The 25,984-nt window shown below is 69.2% G+C and carries 19 protein-coding genes; 3 read left to right on the top strand and 16 right to left on the bottom strand.

Annotated elements, in window-relative coordinates:
* Window positions 1-70 precede the first annotated feature (70 nt).
* The gene (locus BLQ14_RS11045; protein ID WP_092500635.1) at window positions 71-823 is read right to left on the bottom strand and encodes an SDR family NAD(P)-dependent oxidoreductase; all 753 of its coding nucleotides are present in this window, start codon (window positions 821-823) and stop codon (window positions 71-73) included.
* A gap of 132 nt (window positions 824-955) precedes the next feature.
* Here BLQ14_RS11045 and BLQ14_RS11040 point away from each other — a divergent pair, with 132 nt between their 5' ends.
* Window positions 956-1,597, top strand: a complete 642-nt coding sequence (locus BLQ14_RS11040) for a class II aldolase/adducin family protein (RefSeq protein ID WP_092500634.1) — start codon at window positions 956-958, stop codon at window positions 1,595-1,597.
* Window positions 1,598-1,600: 3 nt separating this feature from the next.
* Here BLQ14_RS11040 and BLQ14_RS11035 read toward each other — a convergent pair whose 3' ends face one another.
* The 4 genes from BLQ14_RS11035 to BLQ14_RS11020 form a co-directional block, all read right to left on the bottom strand.
* The gene (locus BLQ14_RS11035; protein ID WP_092500633.1) at window positions 1,601-2,605 is read right to left on the bottom strand and encodes a phosphotransferase enzyme family protein; all 1,005 of its coding nucleotides are present in this window, start codon (window positions 2,603-2,605) and stop codon (window positions 1,601-1,603) included.
* On the bottom strand, window positions 2,602-4,338 hold the full coding sequence (locus BLQ14_RS11030) for a hydantoinase B/oxoprolinase family protein (protein WP_425412103.1): 1,737 nt from the start codon (window positions 4,336-4,338) through the stop codon (window positions 2,602-2,604). The genes BLQ14_RS11035 and BLQ14_RS11030 overlap by 4 nt, the downstream gene beginning before the upstream one ends.
* On the bottom strand, window positions 4,328-6,418 hold the full coding sequence (locus tag BLQ14_RS11025; protein ID WP_092500631.1) for a hydantoinase/oxoprolinase family protein: 2,091 nt from the start codon (window positions 6,416-6,418) through the stop codon (window positions 4,328-4,330). The genes BLQ14_RS11030 and BLQ14_RS11025 overlap by 11 nt, the downstream gene beginning before the upstream one ends.
* 92 nt (window positions 6,419-6,510) lie before the next feature.
* A complete protein-coding gene (locus tag BLQ14_RS11020) occupies window positions 6,511-7,038 on the bottom strand; it encodes a component of SufBCD complex (RefSeq protein ID WP_092500630.1) in 528 nt (175 codons plus the stop codon).
* A gap of 97 nt (window positions 7,039-7,135) precedes the next feature.
* Between BLQ14_RS11020 and hemB the strand changes: the two genes are divergently transcribed.
* Entirely contained in the window at window positions 7,136-8,146 is a 1,011-nt protein-coding gene (gene hemB / locus BLQ14_RS11015) for a porphobilinogen synthase (protein ID WP_092500629.1), read from the top strand.
* Window positions 8,147-8,152: 6 nt separating this feature from the next.
* Here hemB and BLQ14_RS11010 read toward each other — a convergent pair whose 3' ends face one another.
* Window positions 8,153-8,572 (bottom strand): DoxX family protein, encoded by a 420-nt coding sequence (locus BLQ14_RS11010; RefSeq protein WP_092500628.1) that lies wholly within the window; start codon window positions 8,570-8,572, stop codon window positions 8,153-8,155.
* A 278-nt stretch (window positions 8,573-8,850) separates the two neighbouring features.
* Here BLQ14_RS11010 and BLQ14_RS11005 point away from each other — a divergent pair, with 278 nt between their 5' ends.
* Window positions 8,851-9,429, top strand: coding sequence for a lipid-binding SYLF domain-containing protein (locus BLQ14_RS11005; RefSeq protein WP_092500627.1), 579 nt, complete (start codon window positions 8,851-8,853; stop codon window positions 9,427-9,429).
* Window positions 9,430-9,525: 96 nt separating this feature from the next.
* On the opposite strand, the gene BLQ14_RS11000 is transcribed toward BLQ14_RS11005, so the two are convergent.
* The 10 genes from BLQ14_RS11000 to BLQ14_RS10955 form a co-directional block, all read right to left on the bottom strand.
* Window positions 9,526-11,163 carry an alpha-D-glucose phosphate-specific phosphoglucomutase gene (locus BLQ14_RS11000; RefSeq protein ID WP_092500626.1) on the bottom strand — a complete coding sequence of 546 codons (1,638 nt, stop codon included), beginning with the start codon at window positions 11,161-11,163 and terminating at the stop codon, window positions 9,526-9,528.
* Complete coding sequence (gene glgX / locus BLQ14_RS10995; protein WP_092500625.1) at window positions 11,160-13,301, bottom strand: glycogen debranching protein GlgX; 2,142 nt, start codon at window positions 13,299-13,301, stop codon at window positions 11,160-11,162. The genes BLQ14_RS11000 and glgX overlap by 4 nt, the downstream gene beginning before the upstream one ends.
* Window positions 13,298-14,734, bottom strand: a complete 1,437-nt coding sequence (glgA, locus tag BLQ14_RS10990) for a glycogen synthase GlgA (protein ID WP_092500624.1) — start codon at window positions 14,732-14,734, stop codon at window positions 13,298-13,300. Before glgA ends, glgX begins: the two co-directional genes overlap by 4 nt.
* A 4-nt stretch (window positions 14,735-14,738) precedes the next feature.
* The gene (gene glgC / locus BLQ14_RS10985; RefSeq protein ID WP_092500623.1) at window positions 14,739-16,016 is read right to left on the bottom strand and encodes a glucose-1-phosphate adenylyltransferase; all 1,278 of its coding nucleotides are present in this window, start codon (window positions 16,014-16,016) and stop codon (window positions 14,739-14,741) included.
* A 19-nt stretch (window positions 16,017-16,035) separates the two neighbouring features.
* On the bottom strand, window positions 16,036-18,258 hold the full coding sequence (glgB, locus tag BLQ14_RS10980; protein WP_092500622.1) for a 1,4-alpha-glucan branching protein GlgB: 2,223 nt from the start codon (window positions 18,256-18,258) through the stop codon (window positions 16,036-16,038).
* Between the two features lie 163 nt (window positions 18,259-18,421).
* Window positions 18,422-20,815, bottom strand: coding sequence for a glycogen/starch/alpha-glucan phosphorylase (locus BLQ14_RS10975; RefSeq protein ID WP_245657086.1), 2,394 nt, complete (start codon window positions 20,813-20,815; stop codon window positions 18,422-18,424).
* Between the two features lie 161 nt (window positions 20,816-20,976).
* Window positions 20,977-22,287: a xylose isomerase gene (xylA, locus tag BLQ14_RS10970; protein WP_092500620.1), complete on the bottom strand. Its 1,311-nt coding sequence runs from the start codon at window positions 22,285-22,287 to the stop codon at window positions 20,977-20,979.
* Complete coding sequence (xylB, locus tag BLQ14_RS10965; RefSeq protein WP_092500619.1) at window positions 22,284-23,726, bottom strand: xylulokinase; 1,443 nt, start codon at window positions 23,724-23,726, stop codon at window positions 22,284-22,286. The genes xylA and xylB overlap by 4 nt, the downstream gene beginning before the upstream one ends.
* A 1-nt stretch (window position 23,727) precedes the next feature.
* The gene (locus tag BLQ14_RS10960) at window positions 23,728-24,492 is read right to left on the bottom strand and encodes an ATP-binding cassette domain-containing protein (RefSeq protein ID WP_092500618.1); all 765 of its coding nucleotides are present in this window, start codon (window positions 24,490-24,492) and stop codon (window positions 23,728-23,730) included.
* Window positions 24,489-25,787 (bottom strand): sugar ABC transporter permease, encoded by a 1,299-nt coding sequence (locus tag BLQ14_RS10955; RefSeq protein WP_092500617.1) that lies wholly within the window; start codon window positions 25,785-25,787, stop codon window positions 24,489-24,491. The genes BLQ14_RS10960 and BLQ14_RS10955 overlap by 4 nt, the downstream gene beginning before the upstream one ends.
* Window positions 25,788-25,984: the final 197 nt, after the last annotated feature.

Raw genomic sequence — 25,984 nt, 5'->3', positions numbered from 1 at the left:
GGAACCCTGCCGCCGCGCCTGCGGCGCGGTGCCTCCGGCGGGGGTATTTGGACCAGGATGATGAAACCGCTCACACCGTGTAGTTCAGGGCGAGCCGGCCGCCGTCGGCGTAGATCGTCTCGCCGGTGATGTAGCTTGCCTTGGGGGAGGCGAGGAAGGCCACGACCTCGGCGATCTCGCGGGCGGTGCCGAGGCGGCGCAGGGGCGTGCGGGAGAGAACGACCTCCATCGCCTCGGGGTTGGCGTTGATGCCGGCGAGCATGGCGGTGTCGATGGAGCCCGGCCCCACCGCATTGACGCGGATGTTGTAGGGGGCGAGCGCCAGCGCCGCGGCCTTTGTCAGCTGCCGGATCCCGCCCTTGGAGGCGCAATAGGCCGGAATTGACGGGATCGCCACCTCGGCATTGATCGAGGAGATGTTGACGATGGCGCCTTCGATGCCGTGGGCGACCATCGCGCGCGCGGCGCGCTGGGTGGCAAGGAACGGGCCGACGAGATTGATGTCGAGCACCCGGCGGAAGTCGTCAACGGAATAGTCCAGGAAGTCCGCCGGCAGCGCGACCCCGGCATTGTTGACCAGCACCGAAACCGGCCCCGCCTCCTCCTCGACCCGGTCGAACAGGGCGTCGACCTCGACCGGCTCGCCCATGTCGCAGACATGGGCGAAGGCGCCGCCGCCGATGGAGGCGGCCGCTTCCTCGGCGCCTTCGGCATCGACATCGACGATGACGAGGCGGTGGCCGGCCTCGGCAAGGATCTCGGCGCAGGCGCGGCCGATGCCGCGCGCGGCACCGGTGACAAGCGCGATCGGGCGGTCGCTCATGGCACACTCCCCTGTGGCTGGACGCGTATGCGCAGGGTGACAGCAGCGCGGCGCGCGTCAAGGGGCGGGCGCGGCGCTTTCCCTCGCGGCGGCCAAAGGCTAAGGGACGGAGAGGATGCCAGGGAGGCCGGGATGGAGACGGAAGAGCGGCGCAAGCGGCAGGCGATCATCGACATCTGCCTGAAGATGAACGCCTCGGGGCTCAATCAGGGCACGTCCGGCAATGTCAGCCTGCGCCATGGCGAGGGGCTCTTGATCACCCCCTCGGGCCGGCCCTACGAGAGCCTTGTGCCCGAGGACATCGTGTATCTGGCGATGGACGGGCGTGCGGAGGGGCGATGGAAGCCCTCGAGCGAGTGGCGCTTTCACCGCGACATCCTTGCGGCGCGGCCGGAGGCGGGGGCGGTGCTGCATGCCCATCCGCCCCATTGCACGGCGCTCGCGATCATGGAGCGGGACATCCCGCCCATTCATTACATGGTGGCGGTCTTCGGCGGCGATGACGTGCGCTGCGCGCCCTATGCGACCTACGGCACCGAGGCGCTTTCGGCCCATGCGCTGGCCGCGCTCGAGGGGCGCAATGCCTGCCTGCTCGCCCATCACGGCATGATCGTGGCCGGACGCGACCTTGATCACGCCTGGTGGCTGGCCGAGGAGCTCGAAGCGCTCGCGCGGCAGTATCTGCTCTGCCTGCCCATGGGCGAGCCGCCGCGCCTGAACGCGGAACAGATGGCCGAGGTGCACGCAAGGATCGCCGGCTACGGGCGCGCCTGAGGCTCAGCCGTTGCGGGTGAGCCAGGCTTCGGCGAGTTCGGCGGTGACGGCGGCGAAATGTGGCGCCAGCGCCTGCGGCTCGGGGGCCTCGATGTGGCTGCCGATCCAGGCCAGAAGCGCCATGCGCCGCAGCATCACGAAGCTGTCGATCTCGGCCTCCTCCTCCGCAGGCAGCGGGCGCAGGCGGCGGTAGCCATCAAGCCAGGCGGCCTTGAGCGCGGGCAGCGCCGGGTTATCCTCGATGAAGCTCACCGCCGCGGCGAAGTCGTAGAGAAACCAGCCGAAGCCGCAGTCGTCGAAGTCGATGAGGCGGATGCTGTCACCCTCGATCAGCAGATTGGCCAGCCGCATGTCGGCATGGATCAGCCCGAACCGCCCGGCCCCCTTGCCGTAGGCGGCGAGCCGGCGCCTGAGCGTGGCCTCGAGCCGCTCGAGCACCGCGGCGATGGCGGGGGTGACATTGGGCGCGGCGCGCCAGTCACCCCAGATGGGCTCGGGGCCGAAGACGGCGCGCTCGTCCCAGCGCAGCCGCTCGAAGGGCTCGGGCCGGGCCCAGGAGATGGCGTGCAGATGCGTGCGCGCGGCGATCTCGCCCAGGGTGCGGAAGGCCGGCACAAGGTCGCCCCGCTCGTCGGGATGGGTGCCGGGAAGATGCTCGAACATCACCAGCCGCCGCGCGCCCGCCCCACCCGGCACGGGGTGGCTCTGGACCAGCGCGCCATCGCGGCCCGGGATGGGCGGCGCCGTCTCCACCGCGCCGGCCTCGCTGAGCGCGCGCGCCCAGGCCAGCTCGCATTCGATGGCTCGGCGCGAGTGGTAGCCCTCGCGGTGCACGCGCAGGATCGACCGCCAGCCGCCCGGCGCTTCAACCAGATAGGTGGCGTTTTCGGAGAGGTTGATGAGCCGTGCGGCGGCGCCGGGCGGCAGATCCCACAGCGCGAGCGCCTCGTTGGCGAGGCGGTCGAGGGGGGCGGAAGCTGCATCGCCGCGAGGCGCGGGCAGGGTCATGGCTGCTCTCCTCCGAAGATCTCGCCCCGGCGCGCGCGCGCCAGCACCTCGGCGATGCGCTCGGTCGAAAGGCCGTGGAGATCGCGGGCGGTCTCGGCGCTGATGTAGCCCAGCGCCAGATCGCGCTCAACGAGGGCGCGCGCCCGCTCTTCGGCCGGGCCGTAACCGCCGCCGCCGGGAAAGGCCATGTGCACCCGCCCGCCGTGCGGCACGAAGTGCCGGCCCTTGCCGCCGAGCGGCGTGCCGTCCTCGCGGGTGATGATCGTGGCCGCGCCCGGCCCGCCCCCGCGCCGGCCGCGGGCGGGGTGGCGGAGCCGGTCGAGCATGGCCGAGAGGTGGAACTCGTGGCCCTCGCGCGCGCCCACCTCCATCACCTGCCCGAGCCCGCCGCGCTGGCGCCCCGGCCCACCCGAATCGGGGCGCAGCTCCTTGCGCCAGACGATCACGGGGCCGGCGTGCTCGATCGCCTCGACCGGCATGGTCATCACGCCCGAGGGGAAGGCCGTTGCGTTGAGCCCGTCGAGCGCGGGGCGCGCGCCCGAGCCGCCGGAGTTGAACATCAGCACTTCCGCGCGCCGCACGCCCGGCGGGGGCGGGGCATCGGAGCGGGGGCGCAGCGAGAGCTGAAAGTTGCACAGGGCCCCCGCGCCCTCGGCCGGAACGGTGCCGGGCATGAGTTCGTCAAGGGCGCCGAAGACGACATCGGGCAGCATGTGGCCGATGACGTGCCTCAGCGCCACCGGCGCGGGCGGCAGGGCGTTGACGATGGTGTTCTCGGGCGCGGTGATCTCGAAGGGCGCAAGTGAGCCCGCGTTGTTGGGGATCTCGGGAGCGATGGCGCATTTCAGTGCATAGGCGGTATAGGCCTTGGTATAGACGAGCGGCACGTTGATGCCCTTGGCATCGACGCCCGAGCTGCCGGCCCAGTCGGCGAGGATGCGCTCCCCCTCGATCGTCACTCGAACGCAGAGGTCAATGGGCCGCTCGTAGCCGTCGATGGTCATCGAGGCGGTGGCGCTGCCGGGCGCAAGGGCCTTGATGCGCGCGAGCGTCGCCGCGCGGGAATGCTCGAGGATGAAGGCGGCGAGGCCCGCGAGGTCGGACAGGGCGAATTCGCCCAGCATGTCGTGGAGCCTGCGCAGGCCCACCTCGTTGCAGGCGGCAAGCGCGTATATGTCGCCCACGAGCTGGTCGGGCTCGCGCACATTGGCGCGGATGAGGGTGAGCAGGGTTTCGTCCACCCTGCCCCGCTCGGCGAATTTCATGATCGGCAGGTGCAGCCCTTCCTCGTAGATCGACTCGCCGTCGGCGCCGAAGCCGCGCCCGCCGATGTCGGTCACATGGGCGGTGCAGGCGAAAAAGCCGATCAGAATGCCTTCGCGGAACACCGGGGTGACCACGGTGATGTCATGCAGATGGCCGGTGCCTTCCCACGGGTTGTTGGTCAGATACACGTCGCCTTCGAACATGTTCTGCCGGCCGATGCGGCGGATGAAATGGCCCACCGCCTCGGCCATGGCGTTGACATGGCCCGGCGTGCCGGTGACGGCTTGCGCGAGCATCCGCCCCTGGGCGTCATAAACCCCGGCCGACAGGTCGCCCGCCTCGCGCACCGAGGGCGAAAACGCGGTGCGGATCAGCGCGCGTGCCTGCTCCTCGACGACCGAGACGAGACGGTTCCACATCACCTGCCAGGCAACCTTGCTGGGTCCGGTCCCTGCTTCAGCCATCATTCTTCTCCTTCTGCCGCAGCTCCAGAGTGCCGTCGGCGTGCACGACGAGCATCCGGCTTGCCGGCACCACCACGGTGGTTTCGCGCTCGACGACGAGCGCGGGGCCCTCCACCGCCTCGCCCGGCTCAAGATCGGCGCGGGCAAACACCCCCGCCTCGAGCAAGCGCGAGCGCGCCGGGTCGAAAAGCGGGCGCGTGGTGGCGGGGCGGCGCAGGCGCAGGGCCTCGACGGGCGGCAGGCGGGCGGGCACGGGCGCCTCGGTGAAGGCGGCGAGCGACCAGACGGTCACCTCCGCCTCGAGCCCCGAGACGATGCGGCCGAAGAGCCGCTCATACTCGGCCTCGAAACGCGCGCGGAGCGCCTCGGCGCGCGGGGCGCGGGCAAGTTCGGGGGCAAGCGGCACCGGTATTTCCCAGCCCTGTCCGGCATAGCGCATGTAGGCTTTCAGCGCGGTGCGGACCCGCGCCGTCTCATCGCAGCGGCGCACGAAGGCGGTCGCCTCCTCTTCCATCTCCTCGAAGAGCGCGCGCACCCGGTGCGCATCGAAGGCGGACAGGCGCATGAACACCGAGCGGCTCGCCTCGAAGCTGAAGGGCGCGCGCAGAAAGCCGATGGCCGAGCCCACCCCCGCGCCCACCGGCACGAGGCAGCGCGCGATGCCGAGCTTCTCGCACAGCCGCCCCGCATGCAGGGGGGCGGCGCCGCCGAAGGCGATCATCGTGTAGCCCGCGAGATCCTCGCCGTTTTCCACCGCATGCACCCGCGCGGCATTGGCCATGGTCTCGTCAACCACCTCCGACACGCCGAAGGCCGCCTCCTCCACCCCCATGCCAAGCGGCCGGCCGACATGTTCGGCAAGCGCGGCCTGCGCAAGATTGGGCGCAAGGGCGATGGCACCGCCGGCGAAATTCCCCGGGTCGAGCCGACCAAGGACGAGGTCGGCATCGGTCACCGCGGGGCGCGTGCCGCCGCGCCCGTAGGCGGCGGGGCCCGGCTCGGAGCCGGCGCTTTCGGGGCCCACGCGGATCTGGCGCATGGCATCGACATGGGCGAGGCTGCCGCCGCCTGCGCCGATCTCGACCATGTCGATCACCGGAATCGAGATCGGCATGCCCGAGCCCTTCTTGAAGCGATAGCTGCGGGCGACCTCGAAGACGCGCTCGCGCCGCGGCTCGCCGCCCTTGATGAGGCAGATCTTGGCCGTGGTCCCGCCCATGTCGAAGCTGAGCGCGCGCCCCAGCCCATGCGCCCGCGCCAGATGCGCGGCAAAGATCGCGCCGCCCGCCGGCCCCGATTCGACGAGCCGCACCGGAAACTCCGCCGCGCTCTCGAGCGACATCAGCCCCCCGCCCGAGTGGATCAGGAACACCGGGCAATCGGCGCCTTCCGCCCTGAGCCGCGCGCCGAGCCGCTCGAGATAGGACTTCATCAAGGGCTGGATGTAGGCGTTGGCGACGGTGGTGTTGAAACGCTCGTATTCGCGCATCTGCGGGCTCACGCGCGAGGAGAGCGACACCGCCACACCCGGCAGCCGCTCGGCGAGCACCTCGGCCACCAGCCGTTCGTGAATGTCATTGGCATAGGCGTGCAGGAACCCCACCGCCACCGCCTCGTAACCGGCCGCGGCAAGCTCGGCCGCCAGCGCCTCGACCTCGGCGCGCTCGAGCGGGATCAGCACGCCGCCGTCGGCATCCACCCGCTCGCGCAGCGTGTAGCGGCGGTTGCGCGGCAGGAGCGGCTCGGGGAGCTGCAGGTTCAGGTCATACTGCTCGAAGCGGCTTTCGCTGCGCATCTCGATGACGTCGCGGAAGCCTTCGGTGGTGACGAGCGCCGTCTTCGCGCCGCGCCGCTCGATGAGCGCGTTCGTCGCCAGCGTCGTGCCGTGGATGATCTGGCCGATCTGCGAAGGCTCGATGCCGGCGCGCGCGCAGACCTCGGCGAGGCCGGTGATGATGCCTTCCTCCGGCGCGGCATGGGTGGTGAGCACCTTGGCGGAATGCAGCCTGTCCCCCGCCTCGAGCACCAGATCGGTAAAGGTGCCGCCGATATCGACCCCAAGCCGCACCCGACTGCCGCTCATCGCACCCGACCCCTTCGCCGATTCCGCCCGCCAGCATATGCGCCGGGACGGCCCGAAGGAAAGCCTGCGCCGCCGAGCGCCGGGCCGGAATTTCAGCCGCCAAGGGGGCCGACGGCGAGGTTCTGGTACATCCCCCACATGGCGGTGACGAAGATGGAGACCATCCCGATCATGCGCACGACCAGCCGGTGGCGGCCGAGCCGCCGGTAGAGCGCCTCGCCGCTCTCGCCCGCATCAAGCACGCGCCGCGCGACGCGGAAGCTCAGCAGCATCACGATCGCCAGCGGAAACAGCATCAGGAACACGGCCTGGGCGAACTCGACCCCATGCCAGAATCCGATCACCGCCAGGGCCGAGAGAATGGCCGAGGCGAACCACACCAGCGCAAAGCCGGCCACATCGGCGATATGGACCATGCGGCGGGCATAGATCATCACCAGCGTGTGCAGATCCGCCTCGAGCTGGCCCCCATGCCGGCGGGCGCGGTGCACCATGTCCCACGGCACGCCGAGCACCCAGTGGGTGACGGTGGACCACAGGATCGCCAGCATGATCCAGTACCACAGGTTGGAGAAGGATCGCATGTCGATCACTTCGAAGACGGTCGTGTACCAGTCCACCGCGATCCCCTGCTGCCGGCGCGCCGCTTCCGCCCCTTGTGGCGCGGGCCGCTTGCCCTGTATGTCCGAAGGCGTCGCTTAACCGAAAGTGCTGCCCATGCCAACGCCCGGCCCTTCCGCTCCCTTTCCCGCCACCCGCTTCCGCCGCCTGCGCCGGACCGAGGCGCTGCGCCGGCTGGTGCGCGAGACTTCCCTCTCGCCGGCCGACCTGATCTGGCCGGTCTTCGTGATGGAGGGCGAGGATGCCGAAACGCCCATCCCGTCCATGCCCGGCGTCGCGCGCCTGACCATCGACCGGGTGGTGGGGGCCGCACGCGAGGCAGTGGAGCTCGGCATTCCCGCGATCTGCCTGTTTCCCTACATCGAGCCGGAGCTGAAGACCGAAGGCTGCGAGGAGGCGTGGAACCCCGACAACCTCTCGAACCGGGCGGTGCGGGCGATCAAGGCGGCGGTGCCGGAGATCGCGGTGATGACCGACGTCGCGCTCGACCCCTACAACGCCAACGGCCATGACGGGATCGTGAAGGATGGCGTCGTCCTCAATGACGAGACGGTCGAGGCGCTGGTGAAGATGGCGTTGGCGCAGGCCGAGGCGGGGGCCGACATCCTCGGCCCGTCGGACATGATGGACGGGCGCATCGGCGCGATCCGCAGGGCGCTGGAGGCGGCCGGGCACAAGGATGTGACGATCATGTCCTATGCGGCGAAATATGCCTCGGCCTTCTACGGCCCGTTCCGCGATGCGGTGGGCGCCTCGGGCGCGCTCAAGGGCGACAAGAAGACCTATCAGATCGACCCGGCGAATTCGGACGAGGCGCTGCGCTGCGTGGCCCGCGACATCGCCGAAGGGGCGGACATGGTGATGGTCAAGCCAGGCATGCCCTATCTCGACATGGTGGCGCGGGTGCGCGAGGCCTTCGCGGTGCCGACCTTCGCCTATCAGGTGTCGGGCGAATACGCGATGCTCATGGCCGCGGCGCAAAACGGCTGGCTCGACGGCGAGAAGGTGATGATGGAATCGCTTCTGGCCTTCAAGCGCGCCGGCTGCGACGGGATCCTGACCTACTTCGCGCCGCGCGCCGCGCGCCTTATGGCGCGCGGCGGCTGAGCCGCGTCACGCGGGCGCGGCCCCTCCATGGCGGGCGTCGAGCGCATAGGCGCCCCCGCCGGTTGCGAACAGGATGAGCAGGCCGCCGGTGATCGACAGGTTCTTGAGGAACATGATCATCTGCATCTGTGCCATCATGCCCTCGGCGCTCCCGGCCGGGATCAGATGGTAGAGAAGGCCGGTCAGAAGCGTGAAACCGGCAAGAAGCAGTGCCGCGAGGCGCGTCTGCCAGCCGAGGGCGACGGCCATGCCTCCCGCCACTTCAAGGAGGATCGTCGGCCAGATCAGCACGCCGGGAAGACCGCCCGACTCGATGTAGGCCATGTTTCCGGGGATGTCGCCGAGCTTCATCAACCCTGAAAGGACGAAGATGAAGGCCAGAAGCACCCGGCCGAGAGGCATTGCGTATTGCTGAAGACGTTCCATTTTCCACGAATCCCGTGTTGCGTTGTGGGTGTGTCTGCGGTTCCCATCTGGGCTGCGGGGCCGGTTGCATGCAACGCCTGCCGGGCCACAGTGTTTGTGCGCAGATGCACATCCGGCCAGCACCGCCGGCGGCGTTTCGCCGGTGCGTCTGCGGCCTGCGCCGATGATGATGACAGATGCGGCACGATCCCGTAAAAGACGGACACGGTATGACGGGCGAACGCCTCCGCAAGAGGGGCTGCCCGAGGCAAGGATCAGGCAGGACGAGGGCGGCAGCCATGACAACATCGACCAGACGGGCGCTCATTTTGAGCGGGCTTGGCGCGGCCGGGGCATTCGCGCTCGGCGCATGTTCGAACAACACCCCGCGCCGGCCGCGCCCGAGCGGGGCGGAGGCCATCGACGCGCGGGTCGATGCCACGCTCGACTATCTCTTCACCACCTACCCCGACACCGTGGCGCTCAGGGATCGTGCGGTGGGCATGCTGGTGATGCCGGTGGTGACCAAGGCCGGCCTGTTCCTGGGCGGCGCCTATGGCAAGGGCGCGCTGCGCGTGGGCGGGGTGACCGACAGCTACTGGGCGGCCTCCTCGGCAAGCTTCGGGCTGCAGATCGGCGCCCAGCAGTACAGCCATGTGCTCTTCTTCATGACCGATGCGGCGCTGGAGGCGTTCCGGGCGGCCGACTCGATCACGCTTGGCGCGGACATCGAATATGCGGTGGCTGACGAGGGCGGCAACTTCGGTGGCGACACGGTGACCATGGGCGTGCCGGTTGTGGCGCTGGTGTTCGGTCAGGCAGGCATCATGGCCGGCGTGTCGATGAAGGGCACGCTCTACACCCGCATCAACCCCTGACCGCCGGGGGGAGCGTAGATTTCATGCCTCCGGCGGGGGTATTTTCGCCAGGATGATCGGGGCTTGCGGCGCGTGCTTCCTTCAGCGTCGCGCCCCTCAGGTGACCACGTCGGGGGTGCTGCGGCCCAGATGAGCCTCGATTTGCGCGAGCGCATGGGCGGCGCGGACCACAGGGGCGAGCATCTCCTGCGTGTCCTCGGCAAGCCTGTCGGGGCCGGGCACGAAACGCTCAAGGTAGAGCCTCAGCGTCGCACCGCTGGTGCCGGTGCCCGACAGGCGCATCACGATGCGCGCGCCATCCGCGAAGCGGATGCGCAGGCCCTGATGCTCGGTCACCGAGCCGTCCACCGGGTCGCGGTAGGCGAAGTCGTCGGCCGCGGCGATGCGCATGCCCTCGATCTCCTGCCCCGGCAGGCGCGCGAGGCGATCGCGCAGATCGGCCAGCATGGTTTCGGCGGCCTGTGTCTCGAGGCCCTCGAAATCGTGGCGCGAGTAGTAGTTGCGCCCGAATTCGCGCCAGTGGGCGGCGAGGATGTCGGCCACGCTCTCGCGCCGGGCGGCGAGAATGTTGAGCCACATCAGCACCGCCCAGAGCCCGTCCTTCTCGCGGATGTGGTCCGAGCCCGTGCCGAAGCTTTCCTCGCCGCACAGGTTCACGCGGCCGGCATCCATGAGATTGCCGAAGAACTTCCAGCCTGTGGGCGTCTCGTAGCAGTCGATGCCGAGCTTTGCGGCCACCCGGTCCACCGCCTGGGAGGTGGGCATGGAGCGGGCGACGCCGGCGAGGCCCTTCGCGTAGCCCGGCGCCAGATGGGCGTTGGCGGCGATCACCGCGAGGCTGTCGGAGGGGCTGACATAGATGCCGCGGCCGAGGATCATGTTGCGGTCCCCGTCACCGTCCGAGGCGGCGCCGAAATCGGGGGCGTTCGCGCCGAAAAGCTCGTCCATCAGCGGCTTTGCCCAGACCGGGTTGGGGTCGGGGTGCAGCCCGCCGAAATCGGGCAGGGGCAGACGGTTCACCACCGTGCCGCGCGGCGCGCCGAGGCGGTTCTCGAGGATCTCCACCGCGTAGGGGCCGGTGACGGCGCACATCGCGTCGAAGCGCAGCCGGAAGCCGCCGGCGATCATGGCGCGGATCGCGTTGAAGTCGAAGAGGCTCTCCATCAGCGCGGCGTAGTCGGCGACCGGATCGACGACATCTATCTCCATCTGCGCGAGCTGCCGGCGGCCTGGGGAGGAGAGGTCCACGTCGTGGGTTTCGAGAATCCGGTAGCGCGTGATCTGCTGGCTCGCGCGCCAGATCGCCTCGGTCACGCTTTCGGGGGCGGGCCCGCCATTGGCGATGTTGAACTTCACGCCGAAGTCCTCGTCCGGCCCGCCGGGGTTGTGGCTGGCCGAGAGGATGATGCCGCCGTCGGCGCGATTGAGGCGGATCAGATGCGAGGCGGCGGGGGTGGAGAGAAGCCCGCCCTGCCCCACGATCACCCGCCGCGCGCCGTTGGCCGCCATCATGCGCAGGATCACCTGCACCGCGCGGTCGTTGAAATAGCGCCCGTCGCCGCCGAGCACATAGGTCTTGCCCTGCGCCCCGCCGGTGGCGTCGAAGATCGACTGGATGAAGTTCTCCAGATAGTGGTGCTGCATGAACACCGGCGTCTTCTTGCGCAGCCCCGAGGTGCCCGGTTTCTGGCCGGGGATGGGTTGCGTCTCGACGTTGGTGACGTGCTCGCTCATGGTTTTCCTCCCTGATCGCGCGGAGCGCGGGTGAAGACCTTCACCGACTGCGCCGCCACCTCGACGGTTGCGCCCTCCACCGCGCGCGTGCCGGCCTCGGGCGCGGCGCTGTCGAGGATTTCCTGCCAGCACATCCCCGCGGGGCAGTCGGGCAGGCGCACCTCCACCCTATCGCCTGCGTTGAAGACGGCAAAGATCGCGTCGTCGGTGGCGGCGTAGCGCGGGGTGCCGGCGGCGGCGCGGATTTCGACACAGAGCGCGCGCCAGGCCGGGTCGCGCCAATCGGCCGGGTCTGGTGCGCGTCCCGAAGGCAGGCGCCAGAAGATGTCGGGCTTGCCGTCAACGAGCCGGGGGCGGGCGTGCAGGAAGCGGCGCTGGCGCAGCACGGGATGGGCGCGCCTCAGCGCGGCGAGGCGGGCGACGAAGGCGGCAAGACGGTCGTCGGGCGCGCGCCAGTCGATCCAGCCGATCTCGTTGTCCTGGGCGTAGGCGTTGTTGTTGCCGGACTGGCTGTTGCCGATCTCGTCGCCGCCAAGCAGCATCGGCGTGCCCTGCGAGAGAAAGAGCGTGGCCAGCATCGCCCGCTTGCGCGCGTCGCGGGCGGCGCGGATGGCCGGGTCACTCGTGGGGCCCTCGACGCCGAGATTGTCGGAGAAGTTCTCGTCGCGCCCGTCACGCCCGCCCTCGCCATTGGCCTCGTTGTGCTTGACGCGGTAGCTGACGAGATCCTCCAGCGTGAAGCCGTCATGGGCGGTGATGAAATTGACCGAGGAGGTGGCGGGGCGCCCCGAGTGGTCGAAGAGCTCGGCCGAGCCCGTGAGCCGCGCGGCAAGATCGCCGACAAGCCCCGCGTCACCGCGCCAGAAGCGGCGCACGCCATCGCGGAAGCGGTCGTTCCATTCCAGAAACGGCCATGGCCAGGCGCCGAGCTGATAGCCGCCGGGGCCGAGATCCCACGGCTCGGCGATGAGCTTGACCGCGCGCAGAACCGGATCCTGCCGGATGGCGTCGAGAAAGCCCGAACCCGCGTCGAAGCCCTCCGCCTCGCGCGCAAGCACCGTGGCAAGGTCGAAGCGGAAGCCGTCGACGCCTGCCGCCTCGACCCAGTGGCGCAGGCTGTCCATCACCATCCTCAGCACCATCGGGTGGGTGAGATTCAGCGTGTTGCCGGTGCCGGTGTCGTTGGCGTAGTAGCGCCCCGTCTCGACAAGGCGGTAGTAGCTGAGATTGTCGATGCCCCGCCATGAGAGCGTGGGGCCGAGATGATCTCCCTCGCCGGTGTGGTTGTAGACCACGTCGAGGATCACCTCGATCCCCGCGCCATGGAGCCTTTGCACCGCCGTGCGAAACTCGGCAAGACCGCCTGCCCCGGCGTATTCGGGATGCAGCGCGAAGAAGGCGAGCGGCTGGTAGCCCCAGTAGTTCGACAGCCCCCGCTCGACGAGGAAGCGGTCATCCACATGCGCCTGCACCGGCAGAAGCTCGAGCGAGGTGACGTTGAGCCTGCGCAGATGATCGAGGATGGCCCGCGCGCAGAGGCCGAGCGCGCGGCCCCGGTGCGGCTCCGGCACGCCCGGATGCAGCCGGGTGAGCCCCTTCAGATGCGCCTCGTAGATGAGCGTCTCGGTCTCGGCGATGCGCGGCCGGGGCCCCGGCGCGGGCGGGGGCGCTTCGGTGACCACGCATTTGGGCATGAAGGGCGCGCTGTCGAGCGGGTTGAAGCTGAGATCGGCCTGAGGGTCGCCCGGAATGTAGCCATAGAGCGCGTCATGCCAGCGGATCGCGCCATGAAGGGCGCGGGCATATGGATCGATGAGCAGCTTCGCGGGGTTGAAGCGGTGCCCCTCGGCCGGAAGGTAGGGGCCATGGACACGGTAGCCGTAGAGCTGGCCGGGCAGAAGCCCCTCCACATGCACATGCCAGATGTCGCCCGAGCGCTCGGTGAGCGGGATGCGGGCGCGCTCCTTTTCCCCGGTCGCGTCGAAGAGGCACAGCTCCACCCGGTCGGCATTGGCCGAGAAGAGCGCGAAGTTGACGCCCCAAGCGGTGGGCGTGGCGCCCAAGGGCTCGGGGCTGCCGGCCGAGAGCGACAGGCCGGGCAAAATTGCCGGCAAATCCTCGGGCGGCAGGCCGGTCATGGGGCGAGGCGGGCGTAAAGGCGGGCGTATTCCGCGGCCGAAGCCTCCCAGCCCAGCGGCTGTTTCATGCCATTGAGCTGCAGCCGCCGCCAGGTCTGCGGCTCGGCGTGAAGGCGGCAGAGCCTGCGCAATGCCTGCGCAAGCGCCAGCGCATCGACGGGGTGGAAGGTGATGCCGGTGGCCGCGGCCGTGGCCAGTGCCGCGGGGTTGGCGTTGATCACCGTGTCGGCCAGCCCGCCGGTGGCGGCGACCAGGGGCGGCGTGCCGTAGGCAAGCCCATACATCTGCGTCAGCCCGCACGGCTCGAAGCGGGAGGGCACCAGAACCGCATCGCCCCCCGCGAACATCAGATGCGACAGCACCTCGTCATAGCCGATCTTCACGCCCACGCGGCCCGGATGCGCCTCGGCCATCGCGTGCATCGCCGCCTCAAGCGCCTGATCGCCCGAGCCGAGAAGCGCCAGCCCGCCCCCCACGGCGACGAAATCGCCGATCACCTCGGGCAGGAGGTCGATCCCCTTCTGGCCGGTGAGGCGGCTGACGACCACGGCAAGCGGCCCCGGCACCTCGCCGAGCCCGAAGCGCTCGATGAGCGCGGCGCGGTTCTCGGCCTTGCGCGCAAGGCTGCGCGAGGTGTAGCGGCGCGGGATGAGCGCATCTGTCCCGGGGTTCCAGATGCCGGTGTCGATGCCGTTGAGGATGCCGGTGAAGTCGGCGGCGCGGGCGGCGAGCACGCCCTCAAGCCCCATGCCGAATTCCGGCCGCATCAGCTCCTCCGCATATCTGGGGCTGACGGTGGTGATGGCATCCGCGGTGACCAGCCCGGCCTTCAGGAGGCTGATGTTGCCGAAATACTCGAGCTGATCGGGGGTGAAGGCCCAGCCCGGCAGGCCGAGAGCGGCGAGCTTCCCGGCAGGCGCGATCCCCTGGAAGGCGATGTTGTGGATGGTCATCACCGAGGGCACGCCGAGCCCCTCGTAGCGCAGGTAGGCGGGCGCAAGGCCGGCCTGCCAGTCATGGGCATGCAGGATGTCGGGCTTCCAACCATCCTCGAGCCCCTCGGCCGCGACCCGCGCCGCCGCGCGCGCGAGCGCGGCGAAGCGTTCAGGATTGTCGGGCCAGTCGCGCCCGTCGGGGCCGGCATAGGGGCCGCCGTCGCGGTCGTAGAGATGGGGGGCGTCAAGGGCCAGCACCTCGAGCGCGCCCGCCCGCCCGGCCACAAGCCGCGCGGGGCCACCGAAGAGATCGCCGAGCGCCATGACCTCGGACCGCACCTCGAGCCGGTCCAGAAGCCCCCGGTAGGCCGGGATCAGCACGCGCATCTCCCAGCCCTGCCCGGCAAGCGCCGGCGGCAGCGCGCCCACCACGTCGGCAAGCCCGCCGGTCTTGACGAGCGGCGCGCATTCGGAAGCGACGGAGAGGACGCGGCCCATGCCCTTACCCCTCGCCGGTTTCGGCGGCGCGCCGGTCGAGCATCGGCTGGGTGATCAGCGTCACACCCCCTTCGGTGACGCGGAACCAGCGCGCATCCTCCTGCGGGTCCTCGCCCACGACGAGCCCGGGCGGAATTTCCACGCCCCGGTCGATCACGCATTTCCTCAGCCGCGCGCCGCGGTGGATCACCACCTCGGGCAGCACCACGGCGTATTCCAGCGCCGAGTAGGAGTGGGCACGCACGCCGGTAAAGAGAAGCGAGTTGCGCACCTCCGCGCCCGAGACCACGCAGTTTCCGGCCACCAGCGAGCTGATGGCATGGCCGCGCCGGCCGTCCTCGTCATGGATGAACTTCGCCGGGGGCACGTTCTCGGCATAGGTCCAGATCGGCCAGGAATTGTCGTAGATGTCGAGCTTGGGGGTGAAGTCGGTGAGGTCGATATTGGCCTGCCAGAAGGCATCGACCGTGCCGACATCGCGCCAGTAGGGCTCCTCCTCGAGACCCGAGGTGATGCAGGAATGGATGAACAGGTGCGCCATCGCCCGGCCGCCCTTCACCACCTGCGGGATCAGATCCTTGCCGAAGTCGTGCGAGGAGTCGGGATCCTGGGCGTCGGCCAGCAGGAGTTCGCGCAGGAAGCGCCAGTCGAAGACATAGATGCCCATCGAGGCAAGCGCCATGTCGGGATCGCCCGGCATCCCCGGCGGATCCTCCGGCTTCTCGAGAAACTCGGTGATCTGGCCATGAGCGTCCACCTTCATCACCCCGAAGGCGCGGGCCTCCTCGCGCGGCACGGTGAGGCAGCCCACGGTGACATCGGCGCCGGTGTCGACGTGCTGGCGGATCATCACCTCGTAGTCCATCTTGTAGACGTGATCGCCGGCGAGGATCACCACGAACTCCACGCCGTAGCTGTCGACGATATCGATGTTCTGGGTCACCGCGTCCGCCGTGCCGAGATACCAGTGCCCGCCGTCCACGCGCTGGGAGGCCGGCAGGATGTCGAGATACTCGTTGCGCTCGGCGCGGAAGAAGTTCCAGCCGCGCTGGATGTGGCGGATGAGCGAATGCGCCTTGTACTGCGTGGCGATCGCCATCTTGCGGATGCCGGAGTTGAGCGCGTTCGACAGCGCGAAGTCGATGATCCGCGCCTTGCCGCCAAAATAGACCGCCGGTTTCGCGCGCTTGTCGGTCAGCTCCTTGAGCCGCGAGCCGCGCCCTCCGGCGAGAACGAAGGCCATCGAGCGGTTCGACAGGCGGGTGTTGACGCTGGGCCGCATGGGCTTCTCCTCCCTCGCTTCATTCCGGCATGAGCATGATGACACTCAGGGGCGGCAGCGTCACCACCGTCGAGGCGGGCTGGTCATGCCACGGCCTCTCTTCGGCCGTCACGCCGCCCATGTTGCCGCGGTTGCCGCCGCCGTAGATGGCGGCATCGGTGTTCATCACCTCGCGCCAGCGCCCCGCCCTCGGCAGGCCGATGCGATAGCCCACGCGCTCGACCGGGGTGAAATTGGCCACCACCGCCACCGGCGCATCGCCCGGCTGGCCGAAGCGCAACCAGGCATAGACGGAGTTCTCGGCGTCGTTGACCTCGAGCCAGCGGAAGCCTTGCGGGCGGGTGTCGTGCACATGCAGCGCGGGCGTGGCGCGGTAAAGCGTGTTGAGATCGCGCACGAGCCGCTGCACGCCGCGGTGCAAATGCGCCTGGGGGCTGTCCTCCAGAAGGTGCCAGTCGAGCGACCGGGCATGATCCCACTCCGCCCACTGGGCGAATTCGCCCCCCATGAACAGAAGCTTCTTGCCCGGATGGGCCCACATGAAGCCGAAATAGGCACGCAGGTTGGCAAACTTGTCGGGGTCCGGCCCCGGCATCTTCGCGATCAGCGAGCCCTTTCCGTGCACCACCTCGTCATGGCTGAGCGGCAGCACATAGTTCTCGGACCAGGCGTAGGTGAGCCCGAAGGTCATGTCGTGGTGGTGGAAGCGGCGGTGGATCGGTTCGTGCGCCATGTAGCGCAGCGTGTCGTTCATCCACCCCATGTTCCACTTGTAGCCGAAGCCGAGCCCGCCGTGATCCACGGCCCGCGTCACGCCGGGCCAGGCGGTGGATTCCTCGGCCCATGTGGCGATGCCCGGCGCCTCGCGGTAGCAGACGGTGTTGGTGCGCTGGAGAAAGGCGATCGCCTCGTAGTTCTCCCGCCCCCCGTCGCGGTTGGGGATCCACTCGCCGGGCGGGCGCGAGTAGTCGCGGTAGAGCATGGAGGCCACCGCATCCACCCTCAGCCCGTCGGCGTGGTATTCCTCGAGCCAGTATAGGGCGTTCGAGACGAGGTAGTTGGCCACCTCCACCCGCCCGTAATTGTAGATCAGCGTGTTCCAGTCGCGGTGGAATCCCTCGCGCGGATCCTCGTGCTCGTAAAGCGCGGTGCCGTCGAAGCGGGCGAGCCCGTGCACATCGGTCGGGAAATGCCCCGGCACCCAGTCGAGGATCACCCCGAGCCCCGCGCGATGGGCGGCATCCACAAGCGCGGCAAACTCCTGCGGCGTGCCGTGGCGGATGGTGGGGGCGTAAAGCCCGATCGGCTGATAGCCCCAGGAGCCGTCAAAGGGGTGTTCGGAGACGGGCAGGAGCTCCAGATGCGTGAAGCCCATCTCGGCGGCATAGGGCACGAGCGTCTCGGCAAGCTCGAGATAGGAGAGCGGCCGGCGCCCCTCGTCGGCGCGCCGCCAGCTGCCCAGATGCACCTCGTAGATGGAGATCGGCGCATCGACCGATTGGCGCGCCCCGCGCTCCTGCATCCAGCGCCCGTCCTGCCAGCCGTCCCAGCCGGGGCGGCGCACCACCGAGGCGGTGGCGGGCGGATGCTCGGCGCCGAAGCCCACCGGGTCGGCCTTGAGCGGCAGGATCGCACCGCCGCGGGCGCGTATCTCGTATTTGTAGACGGCGCCCTCGGCGAGGCCGGGGATGAAGATTTCCCACACGCCCGAGCCGCCGCGCCGCCGCATGGGGTGGCGCCGCCCGTCCCACAGGTTGAAGTCGCCCACAACCGACACGCGCTCGGCATTGGGCGCCCAGACGGCGAAGGAAACGCCCTTCACCCCGTCGATCTCGCGCAGATGCGCACCCAGCGCATGCCACAGCCGAAGGTGCGTGCCCTCGGCGATCAGATATTCGTCCATCTCGCCAAGGACGGGGCCGAAGCGGTAGGGATCCTCGATTTCCCATGTGCCATGGGCATTGGCGCCGCGCAGCCGGTAGCGCCGCGCGCGGGGCGAGAGCGGGCCCACGAAGAGGCCCGGCGCGCCCGGCACCGCGGTCATCTCGGTCAGCGTGCCGCGGCCGGTGACGAGCCACATGGCCTCCGCGCCGGGGTCGAAGGCGGTCACGCAGCGCCGCCCGCCCCGCTCATGCGGCCCGAGTAGCGCGAAGGGGTCGCCATGCCGGCCTTCGACAAGCGCAAGCGCCGCCTCGCGCGGGGGAAAGAGGGATTCAACGCGTATTCCCGCCGATCGGCTCATGGCGACACCGCCACCGCCCGGCGGGGGAGCTCCAGCGCCCGGCCCGACGGGGCGGAAAGCGAAGCGCCCGCCCCGTGGGGGGCGGGTCGGGCGCTGCCCGGCGCTTGGCGCCGGGCATATCCTCCAATCATTACCAGCCGAGCACCAGGCACTTACCCCTCCATCAGATCGCCGGCTCCACGGCCCAGACATCCCTCATGTAATCACGAATCGACCGGTCCGAGGAGAAATATCCCATCCGCGCGGTGTTGAGCGCGGCCATGCGCAGCCAGCGGTCACGATCCTGCCACGCCTCCTCCACCTTGTCCTGCGCGGCGACGTAGGCCGCGTAGTCGGAGGCGACGAGGAAGTGATCGTGATTCCACAGCCGGTCGAGAAGCCCGTGATAGCGATGCGGCTCGCCGGGGCTGAACACTCCGTCGCCAATGGCCTTGAGCACGCGCTGAAGCTCGGGCGTCTCCTCGATCGCGAGCCGCGCATGGTCGGGCAGGCGGCGGCGCGCCTCGGCCTCCTCGGCGGTGAGCCCGAACAGAAAGAAGTTCTCCGCCCCCACCCGCTCGCGGATTTCCACATTGGCGCCGTCGAGCGTGCCGATGGTCAGCGCGCCGTTCAGCGCCAGCTTCATGTTGCCGGTGCCCGACGCCTCCATGCCGGCCGTCGAGATCTGCTCGGACAGATCGGCCGCGGGCATGAGCTTCTCGGCCATCGAGACGTTGTAGTTGGGCGGAAAGACCACCTTGAGCCGCCCCTTCGTGGCGGGATCGGCGTTGATGACGGCGGCGGCGTCGTTGATGAGGCGGATGATCTCCTTGGCGGCGTGATAGCCCGGCGCGGCCTTGCCGCCGAAGATCTTCACCCGCGGCACCCAGTCGCGGCCGGGATCGTCGCGCATCCTCAGCCACAGCCCGATGGTGGCAAGGATGTTGAGAAGCTGGCGCTTGTATTCGTGGATGCGCTTGACCTGAACGTCGAACATCGCCGCGGGGTCGACGCTCAGCCCATGCTCGGCCGCGAGCCACTGCGCAACGCGCTCCTTGCCCGCGCGCTTGACGGCGGCGAAGGCGTCGCGGAAGGCGGCGTCCTCCACATGCGCCTCGAGCCCCGCGAGCCTCTCGAGATCGGTCTGCCAGCCCTCGCCGATGGTCTCGGTGATGAGCCCGGCCAGCCCCGGGTTGGCCTGGGCGATCCAGCGCCGCGGCGTCACGCCATTGGTGACATTGACGATGCGCTCGGGATGAAGCGCGTGCAGATCGGCGAAGACCGTCTTCTTCATCAGCTCGGTGTGCAGCCGGGCTACGCCATTGACCCGGTGCGAGGCGATGAAGGCAAGATTGCCCATGCGCACCTCGTCATGGGCCACGATGGCCGTTGACGGCGGACGTGCCGGCTTGCGCCGGGCGTGCCAGTCGTCGAGCCGCTCGATGATCTGCATGTGGCGCGGCAGCGTGTTGCCGATGGCCCAGGTGGACCAGCGCTCGAGCGCCTCGGGCATCAGCGTGTGATTGGTGTAGCCGAACACACCCAGCATGATCTCGGCGGCGTCGTCGAAGGCGAGCCCGTGCTGATCGACCAGAAGCCGCACGAGCTCCGGCGCGGCCAGCGCCGGGTGCGTGTCGTTGATCTGCACGGCGACCTTCTCGGGCAGCGCGCGGAAGTCCTCATGGGTGGAGAGGTAGCGGCGCAGGATGTCCTGGATCGAGGCGGAAGCGAGGAAATACTCCTGCTTCAACCGCAGATCCTTGCCCGCCCAGGTGGAGTCGTCGGGGTAAAGCACCCGGGTGATCGTGCGCGCCAGCATCTCCGGCGCCTGCGCGGCGGCGAAGTCGCCGGCATTGAAGCGGGCAAGGTCAAAGCGCGTCGTGGGGCGCGCGCTCCACAACCTCAGCGTGTTGGCCCAGCGCCCCTGCCAACCGATGATGGCGGTGTCATGGGCCACGGCGTAGACGCTCTCGGCCGGGGTCCAGACCGTGCGCCCGCCGTGTTCGGCCACGTTGCCGCCGAAACCGATCTCATAGGCCGCCTCGGGGCGGTCGAACTCCCAGGGGTGAAACTCCTGCAGCCAGTCTTCGGGCGTTTCCACCTGCTGGCCGGAGCGGAAGATCTGCCGGAAGAGGCCGTTTTCGTAGCGGATCCCATAGCCCATCGCCGGCACGCCCAGCGTGGCCATGGATTCCATGTAGCAGGCGGCGAGCCGGCCGAGCCCGCCATTGCCGAGCGCGGCGTCGGGCTCGTTCTCGACCAGCGCCTCCCAGTCGACGCCCAGAGCCTCGATCGCCGCGCGCGAGGCCTCGCGCAGACCGAGGTTGATGGCCACATCCTCGATCAGCCGGCCGATGAGATACTCCACCGAAAGATAATAGACGCGCTTGCGGTCCTCGTCATAGGTGCGCCGAGTCGCCGTGAACCACGGGTCAACGACCTGATCGCGCAGGGCAAAGGAAAGCGCCATGCGCCAGTCATAAAGGGTGGCGTGCGCGCGGTCCTTGCCTTGCGTGTACTTCAGATGCCGCAGGATGTCGCGCTGCAGCCGGTCCGATGCGGGGGGCGTTGCTGTCACGGCAGGCCTCTTCGTCTTTCCCATGTTCCCGGACTACTCCGCCGCGGCGGCAGGCGAAAGAGGCGGGCGGCGCAAAGGCGGCGCCACCACATGGAGGCTGACGTTAGCGCTAACAGCAAAAGCCGGCAAGCCCGCCGGCCGAGAGGCCGTGCGGGCCCCGCTCAGACGAAGCGGTTGACGAGATTTTCCAGCCGCTCCTGCCGGCCCGAGCGCGGCTGCGGGTCAAGTCCACGCTCGCGCACCAGCGCATCGAGCGCCTCAAGCCCGGTCTCGCGCGACAGAAGCCGCCGGCCCTCTTCGGTGTCCCAACCCGCGTAGCGCTCGGCGCGCAGCCGCTCGAGCGTGCCATCCTCGAGCATCGCCGCCGCGGCCTTGAGCGCGCGGGCGCAGACATCCATCGCGCCGACATGGGCGAGGATCAGATCGGCCGGGTCGATCGACTGGCGGCGGATCTTGGCGTCGAAATTGGTCCCGCCCGTGGTGAAGCCGCCCGCCTTGAGAATCTCGTAGTAAGCGAGCGTCACCTCGGGCACGTTGTTGGGAAACTGGTCGGTGTCCCAGCCCGACTGGTAGTCGTTGCGGTTCATGTCGATGGAGCCGAAGATGCCGAGGCTCGCGGCAAGCGCGATCTCGTGCTCGAAGCTGTGGCCGGCAAGGATGGCATGGCCCTGCTCGATGTTGACCTTCACCTCGTTCTCGAGCCCGTAGCGCTTGAGAAAGCCGTAAACGGTGGCAACGTCATAGTCATACTGGTGCTTCGAGGGCTCCTGCGGCTTCGGCTCGACAAGGATCGTGCCCTTGAAGCCGATCTTGTGCTTGTAATCGACGACCTTGGCGAGCATCGCCGCCATCTGGTCGGCCTCGCGCGAAAGGTCCGTGTTCAGCAGCGTCACGTAGCCCTCGCGCCCGCCCCACAGCACATAGTTCTCGCCGCCGAGCTTCATGGTGGCGTCCATGCAGGCCTTTATCGTGGCCCCGGCATAGGCGAAGACCTCCGGGTCGGGGTTGGTGGCCGCCCCGGCCATGTAGCGGCGATGGGTGAAGAGATTGGCCGTGCCCCACAGGAGCCGGGTGCCGGTCTCCTCCATCTTCTCCGCAAAATAGTCGGTGATCTCGTCAAGCCGCGCGACGCTTTCGGCCAGCGTCGCGCCCTCGGGGCGCACGTCGGCGTCATGGAAGCAGAAGAAGGGCTGACCGAGAAGCGCGAACATCTCGAAGGCGGCGTCGGCCTTCAGCCGTGCGTTCTCCATCGTGTCCTGCGGATACCAGGGCCGGTCGAAGGTGCGCCCGCCAAAGGGGTCGCCCCCCTCCCACGCGAAGCTGTGCCAGTAGGCCACGGCAAAGCGCAGATGGTCCTCAAGGCGCCTGCCGGCAACGATCTCGTCAGGGTTGTAGTGCCGGAAGGCGAATTCGTTGTCCGTCTCCGGGCCTTCATAGGCGATCTTCGGGATGCCGGCGAAGAAGTCGGTCATGTCAGTCCTCGAATTGCGGATTGGGCGGCGCGGTAGCGGGCAAGCCCCTCGGCAAAGGCGCCCGTAAGCTCCGCGACGGGGGTGAAATGGCGCTCCACCGGCGGCGGCGTGGCGATCTCGGCGCCGGCGCCGGTGGCAGCCATCATGGCAAGCCGCGCCGCCCCGAAGGCGCCGCCGTAGTCTCCGGCCTCGGGCCGGGCGATGTCGGTGCCGAGCACGGTGGCCAGAAGCGTCAGCCAGTAGTCCGATCGGCTCCCGCCGCCCACGGCCAGAAGATGCTCGATGCGGGTGCCGGTCGCCGCAAGCGCCGCGGCGCAATCGGCAATGGCAAAGGCCACCCCCTCGAGCACCGCGCGGGTGGCCGCGGCGGTGTCGGTGGCGTGCTCGAGCCCGATGAAGGCGCCTCGGATGGCCGCATCGTTGAGCGGCGTGCGCTCGCCGCCGAGATAGGGAAGAAAAAGCGTCCTGCCCGGTGGCTGAAGCTCGGCCCCGAGCGCAGCGGTGAGCTCGGCCGGCCCCTGCCCCACCAGCCGGCCGAACCAGTTCAGCGCGTCGGTCGCGGCAAGGATCACCCCCATCTGGTGCCAGCGGTCGGGCAGCGCATGGCAGAAGCTGTGCACCGCCGTCTCGGGCGCGGGCGCGAAGCCTTCGGTGGCGGCAAAGAGCACGCCCGAGGTGCCGAGCGACACGAAGGCGCGGCCCGCCTCCACCACGCCCACGCCAACGGCCGAGGCGGCATTGTCGCCGCCGCCGCCCGCCACCGGCACCGAAGGCAAAAACCCCCAGCGGCGAGCGAGCTCGGGGCGCAGATGGCCCGAGACCTCCGAGCCCTCGACGAGCCGGGGCATGTGCGCGCGCGACAGGCCGGTCTTTGCCAGAAGCGGCTCCGACCAGTCGCGGGCGCCCACGTCAAGCCAGCTGGTGCCGGCGGCGTCGGACATCTCCGAGACCGCCTCGCCGGTCAGCCACAGCCGCAGGTAGTCCTTGGGCAGAAGCACCTTGGCGACGCGGGCGAAGATCCCCGGCTCGTGCCGGGCGACCCAGAGAAGCTTTGGCGCGGTGAAGCCGGGAAAGACGATGTTGCCGGTGATGGCGCGAAAGGCGGGGTCGGCATCAAGCTCGGCGGCTTCGGCGGCGGCGCGGGTGTCGTTCCACAGGATGGCGGGGCGCAGCACCTCGCCCGAGGCATCGAGGAGCGTCGCCCCGTGCATCTGCCCCGACAGCCCGATGCCGCGCACCGCGGAAAGATCGGCCTCGGCGGCCAGCGCATCGAGCGCCGCCTCCGCCGCCGCGATCCAGTCGGCCGGCGCCTGTTCGGACCAGCCGCTTGCCGGGCGTGAGACGGAGAGCGGCGCCGAGGCCTCGGCCCTCGGCTCCTGATCCTCGCCGATCAGAAGCGCCTTCAGCCCCGATGTGCCGAGATCGAGACCGAGATACATCTCAGGCCGCGAGATGCTCGGGCATCTTGCCCAGGATGATCATGCCCAGAAGATCATCCTCGGTGACCTCGTCCACCTTCACCGTGCCCACGAGCCGGCCGTTCTTCATCACGCTGGCGCGGTCGCAGAGCTGCTTGACGGCGTGGATGTCGTGATCGATCAGGAAGATGCCGAGGCCCTGCCGCTTGAGCTCGACGATGAGCTCGGCGACCATCCGCGTCTCCTGCACGCCGAGCGCGGCGGTGGGCTCGTCCATGATCAGGATGCGGGCGTTGAAATAGACCGCCCGCGCGATCGCCACCGACTGGCGCTGCCCGCCCGAAAGCCCCGCGACCGGCGTGGTATAGCGGCGGAAGTTGGGATTGAGGCGGGCCATGATCTTGCGCGTCTCCGCCTCCATGCGCGCGTCATCGAGCATGCCGGTGGCGGTGACAAGCTCGCGGCCGAGGAACAGGTTGGCCGCGGCGTCGAGGTTGTCCGCGAGCGCCAGCGTCTGGTAGATGGTCTCGATCCCGAGGTCGCGGGCATCGCGCGGGGTGTTGATGTCAACCTCGCGCCCGTCGATGAAGATCTGCCCGCCGTCGCGGCGCTCGGCGCCGGACAAGAGCTTCATCAGCACCGACTTGCCCGCGCCGTTGTGGCCCAGAACGCCCACCACCTCGCCGGGGTAGAGGTCGATGCTCACGTCATCGACGGCGTGGATGCCGCCGAAGGCCTTCTTCATGTGGCGCAGCTCGACGAGCGGGGTTGTGCGTGTCTCTGTCATGTCCGGACCCCCAGGCGCTTGCGGTAGATCGTGTCGATGAGCACCGCGAGCACCAGCACGGCGCCGACGACGATGTTCTGAAACGGCGTGTCCACCCCGACCATCGCCATGCCCGATTGCAGCGACTGCATGATGAGCGCGCCGAGGATCGCACCGTGGATGGTGCCGATCCCGCCCGAGAGCGCCGTGCCGCCGATGACGGCGGCGGCGATCACCCGCAGCTCGTCGAGCGTGCCGATGTCGTTGGAGTGGAAGGTCTGCCGCGCCGAGGCCACCACCGCCGACAGGGCGCAGAGAAAGCCCATGATGGCGAAGACCTTGACGGTGAGGAAACGGGTGTTGATGCCGGCCAGAAGCGCGGCATCGGGGTTGCCGCCATTGGCGTAGATGTAACGGCCAAGCCGAGTGCGCCGGGCGATCACCGTCATCACCACCGCCACGGCGATGAGCAGCAGCACCGAAATCGGCAGCCCGTAGGCCGCAGTATAGCCCTCGGGCATGGTCTCGCCGCGTGCCTCGAACATGCGTGCAAGCCGGCGCGTCGGGATCTCGTAGGAATTGAGAACGGCGATGAAGCCCATGATTGCGCCAACGACGATCACCGCCACCGTCGCTTCGGCCCAGAGCGGCTTGACGGGGAAGTCATGCGCCTGCTTGCGCCGCCGGTCATTCAGAAGTGCTGCCACCGCTGCCACCGCGGCAAGGGCGCCGATGATCCAGCTTGCCGTCTCGCCGAGCGTGCCGTTGATCCCCCCGAAGAGCTGAAACGTCTCGTCGAGCGGGCCAATGGTCTGGCCGCGCGTGACATACCAGGCGACGTTGCGCCAGACCAGAAGTCCGCCCAGCGTGACGATGAAGGCGGGAATGCCGAGATAGCCCACCATCCAGCCGTGAAAGGCGCCGATCGCCACACCCACGGCAAGCCCCGCCAGAATGGCGATGGGCGCGGTCGCGGGGTGATTGAGCCCCAGCCCCAGCCAGTCGGGCGTGACCACCGTCTGCACCATCGCCATCACCGCCGAGGTGGTCGCCAGCACCGAGCCGACCGACAGGTCGATGTGACGGCTGACGATGATGAACACCATCCCCGTGGCCATTATCGCCACCGAAACCGTCTGGATGGTGAGGTTGAAGATGTTGCGCGGGGTCAGGAAGCGCCCGTCGGTGAGGATGTTGAACATGATGGCGACGAGGACGAAGGCGCCGATCATGCCCAGGAGCCGGTTGTCGAGCTCCAGCTGGGCGAACAGCGAACGCTTCGCCGGGACTGCCGGAGGGGGAGCCGTGTCGGTCATGGCGGATTGTCTCTCGATCTCGCGCCCGCCGCGCCGGCGGGCCACAGGTGCCGGGGCGCGCGGCGCGCCCCGGCCGAAGGGTTGGAAAGACCCGAGCTCGGATCAGTCGCAGGGCGGCGGGCCGTTCTCCACGCCCTGGCAGAGAGCTTCCTTTGTGATCCAGCCGGCATCGACCACCACCGAGAGGTTGTTCTCGG

The sequence above is a fragment of the Meinhardsimonia xiamenensis genome (assembly GCF_900102905.1).
Taxonomy (GTDB): domain Bacteria; phylum Pseudomonadota; class Alphaproteobacteria; order Rhodobacterales; family Rhodobacteraceae; genus Meinhardsimonia; species Meinhardsimonia xiamenensis.
The sequence above is the reverse complement of the archived record's forward strand: the minus strand, read 5'-3'. Positions and strand labels throughout refer to the sequence as shown.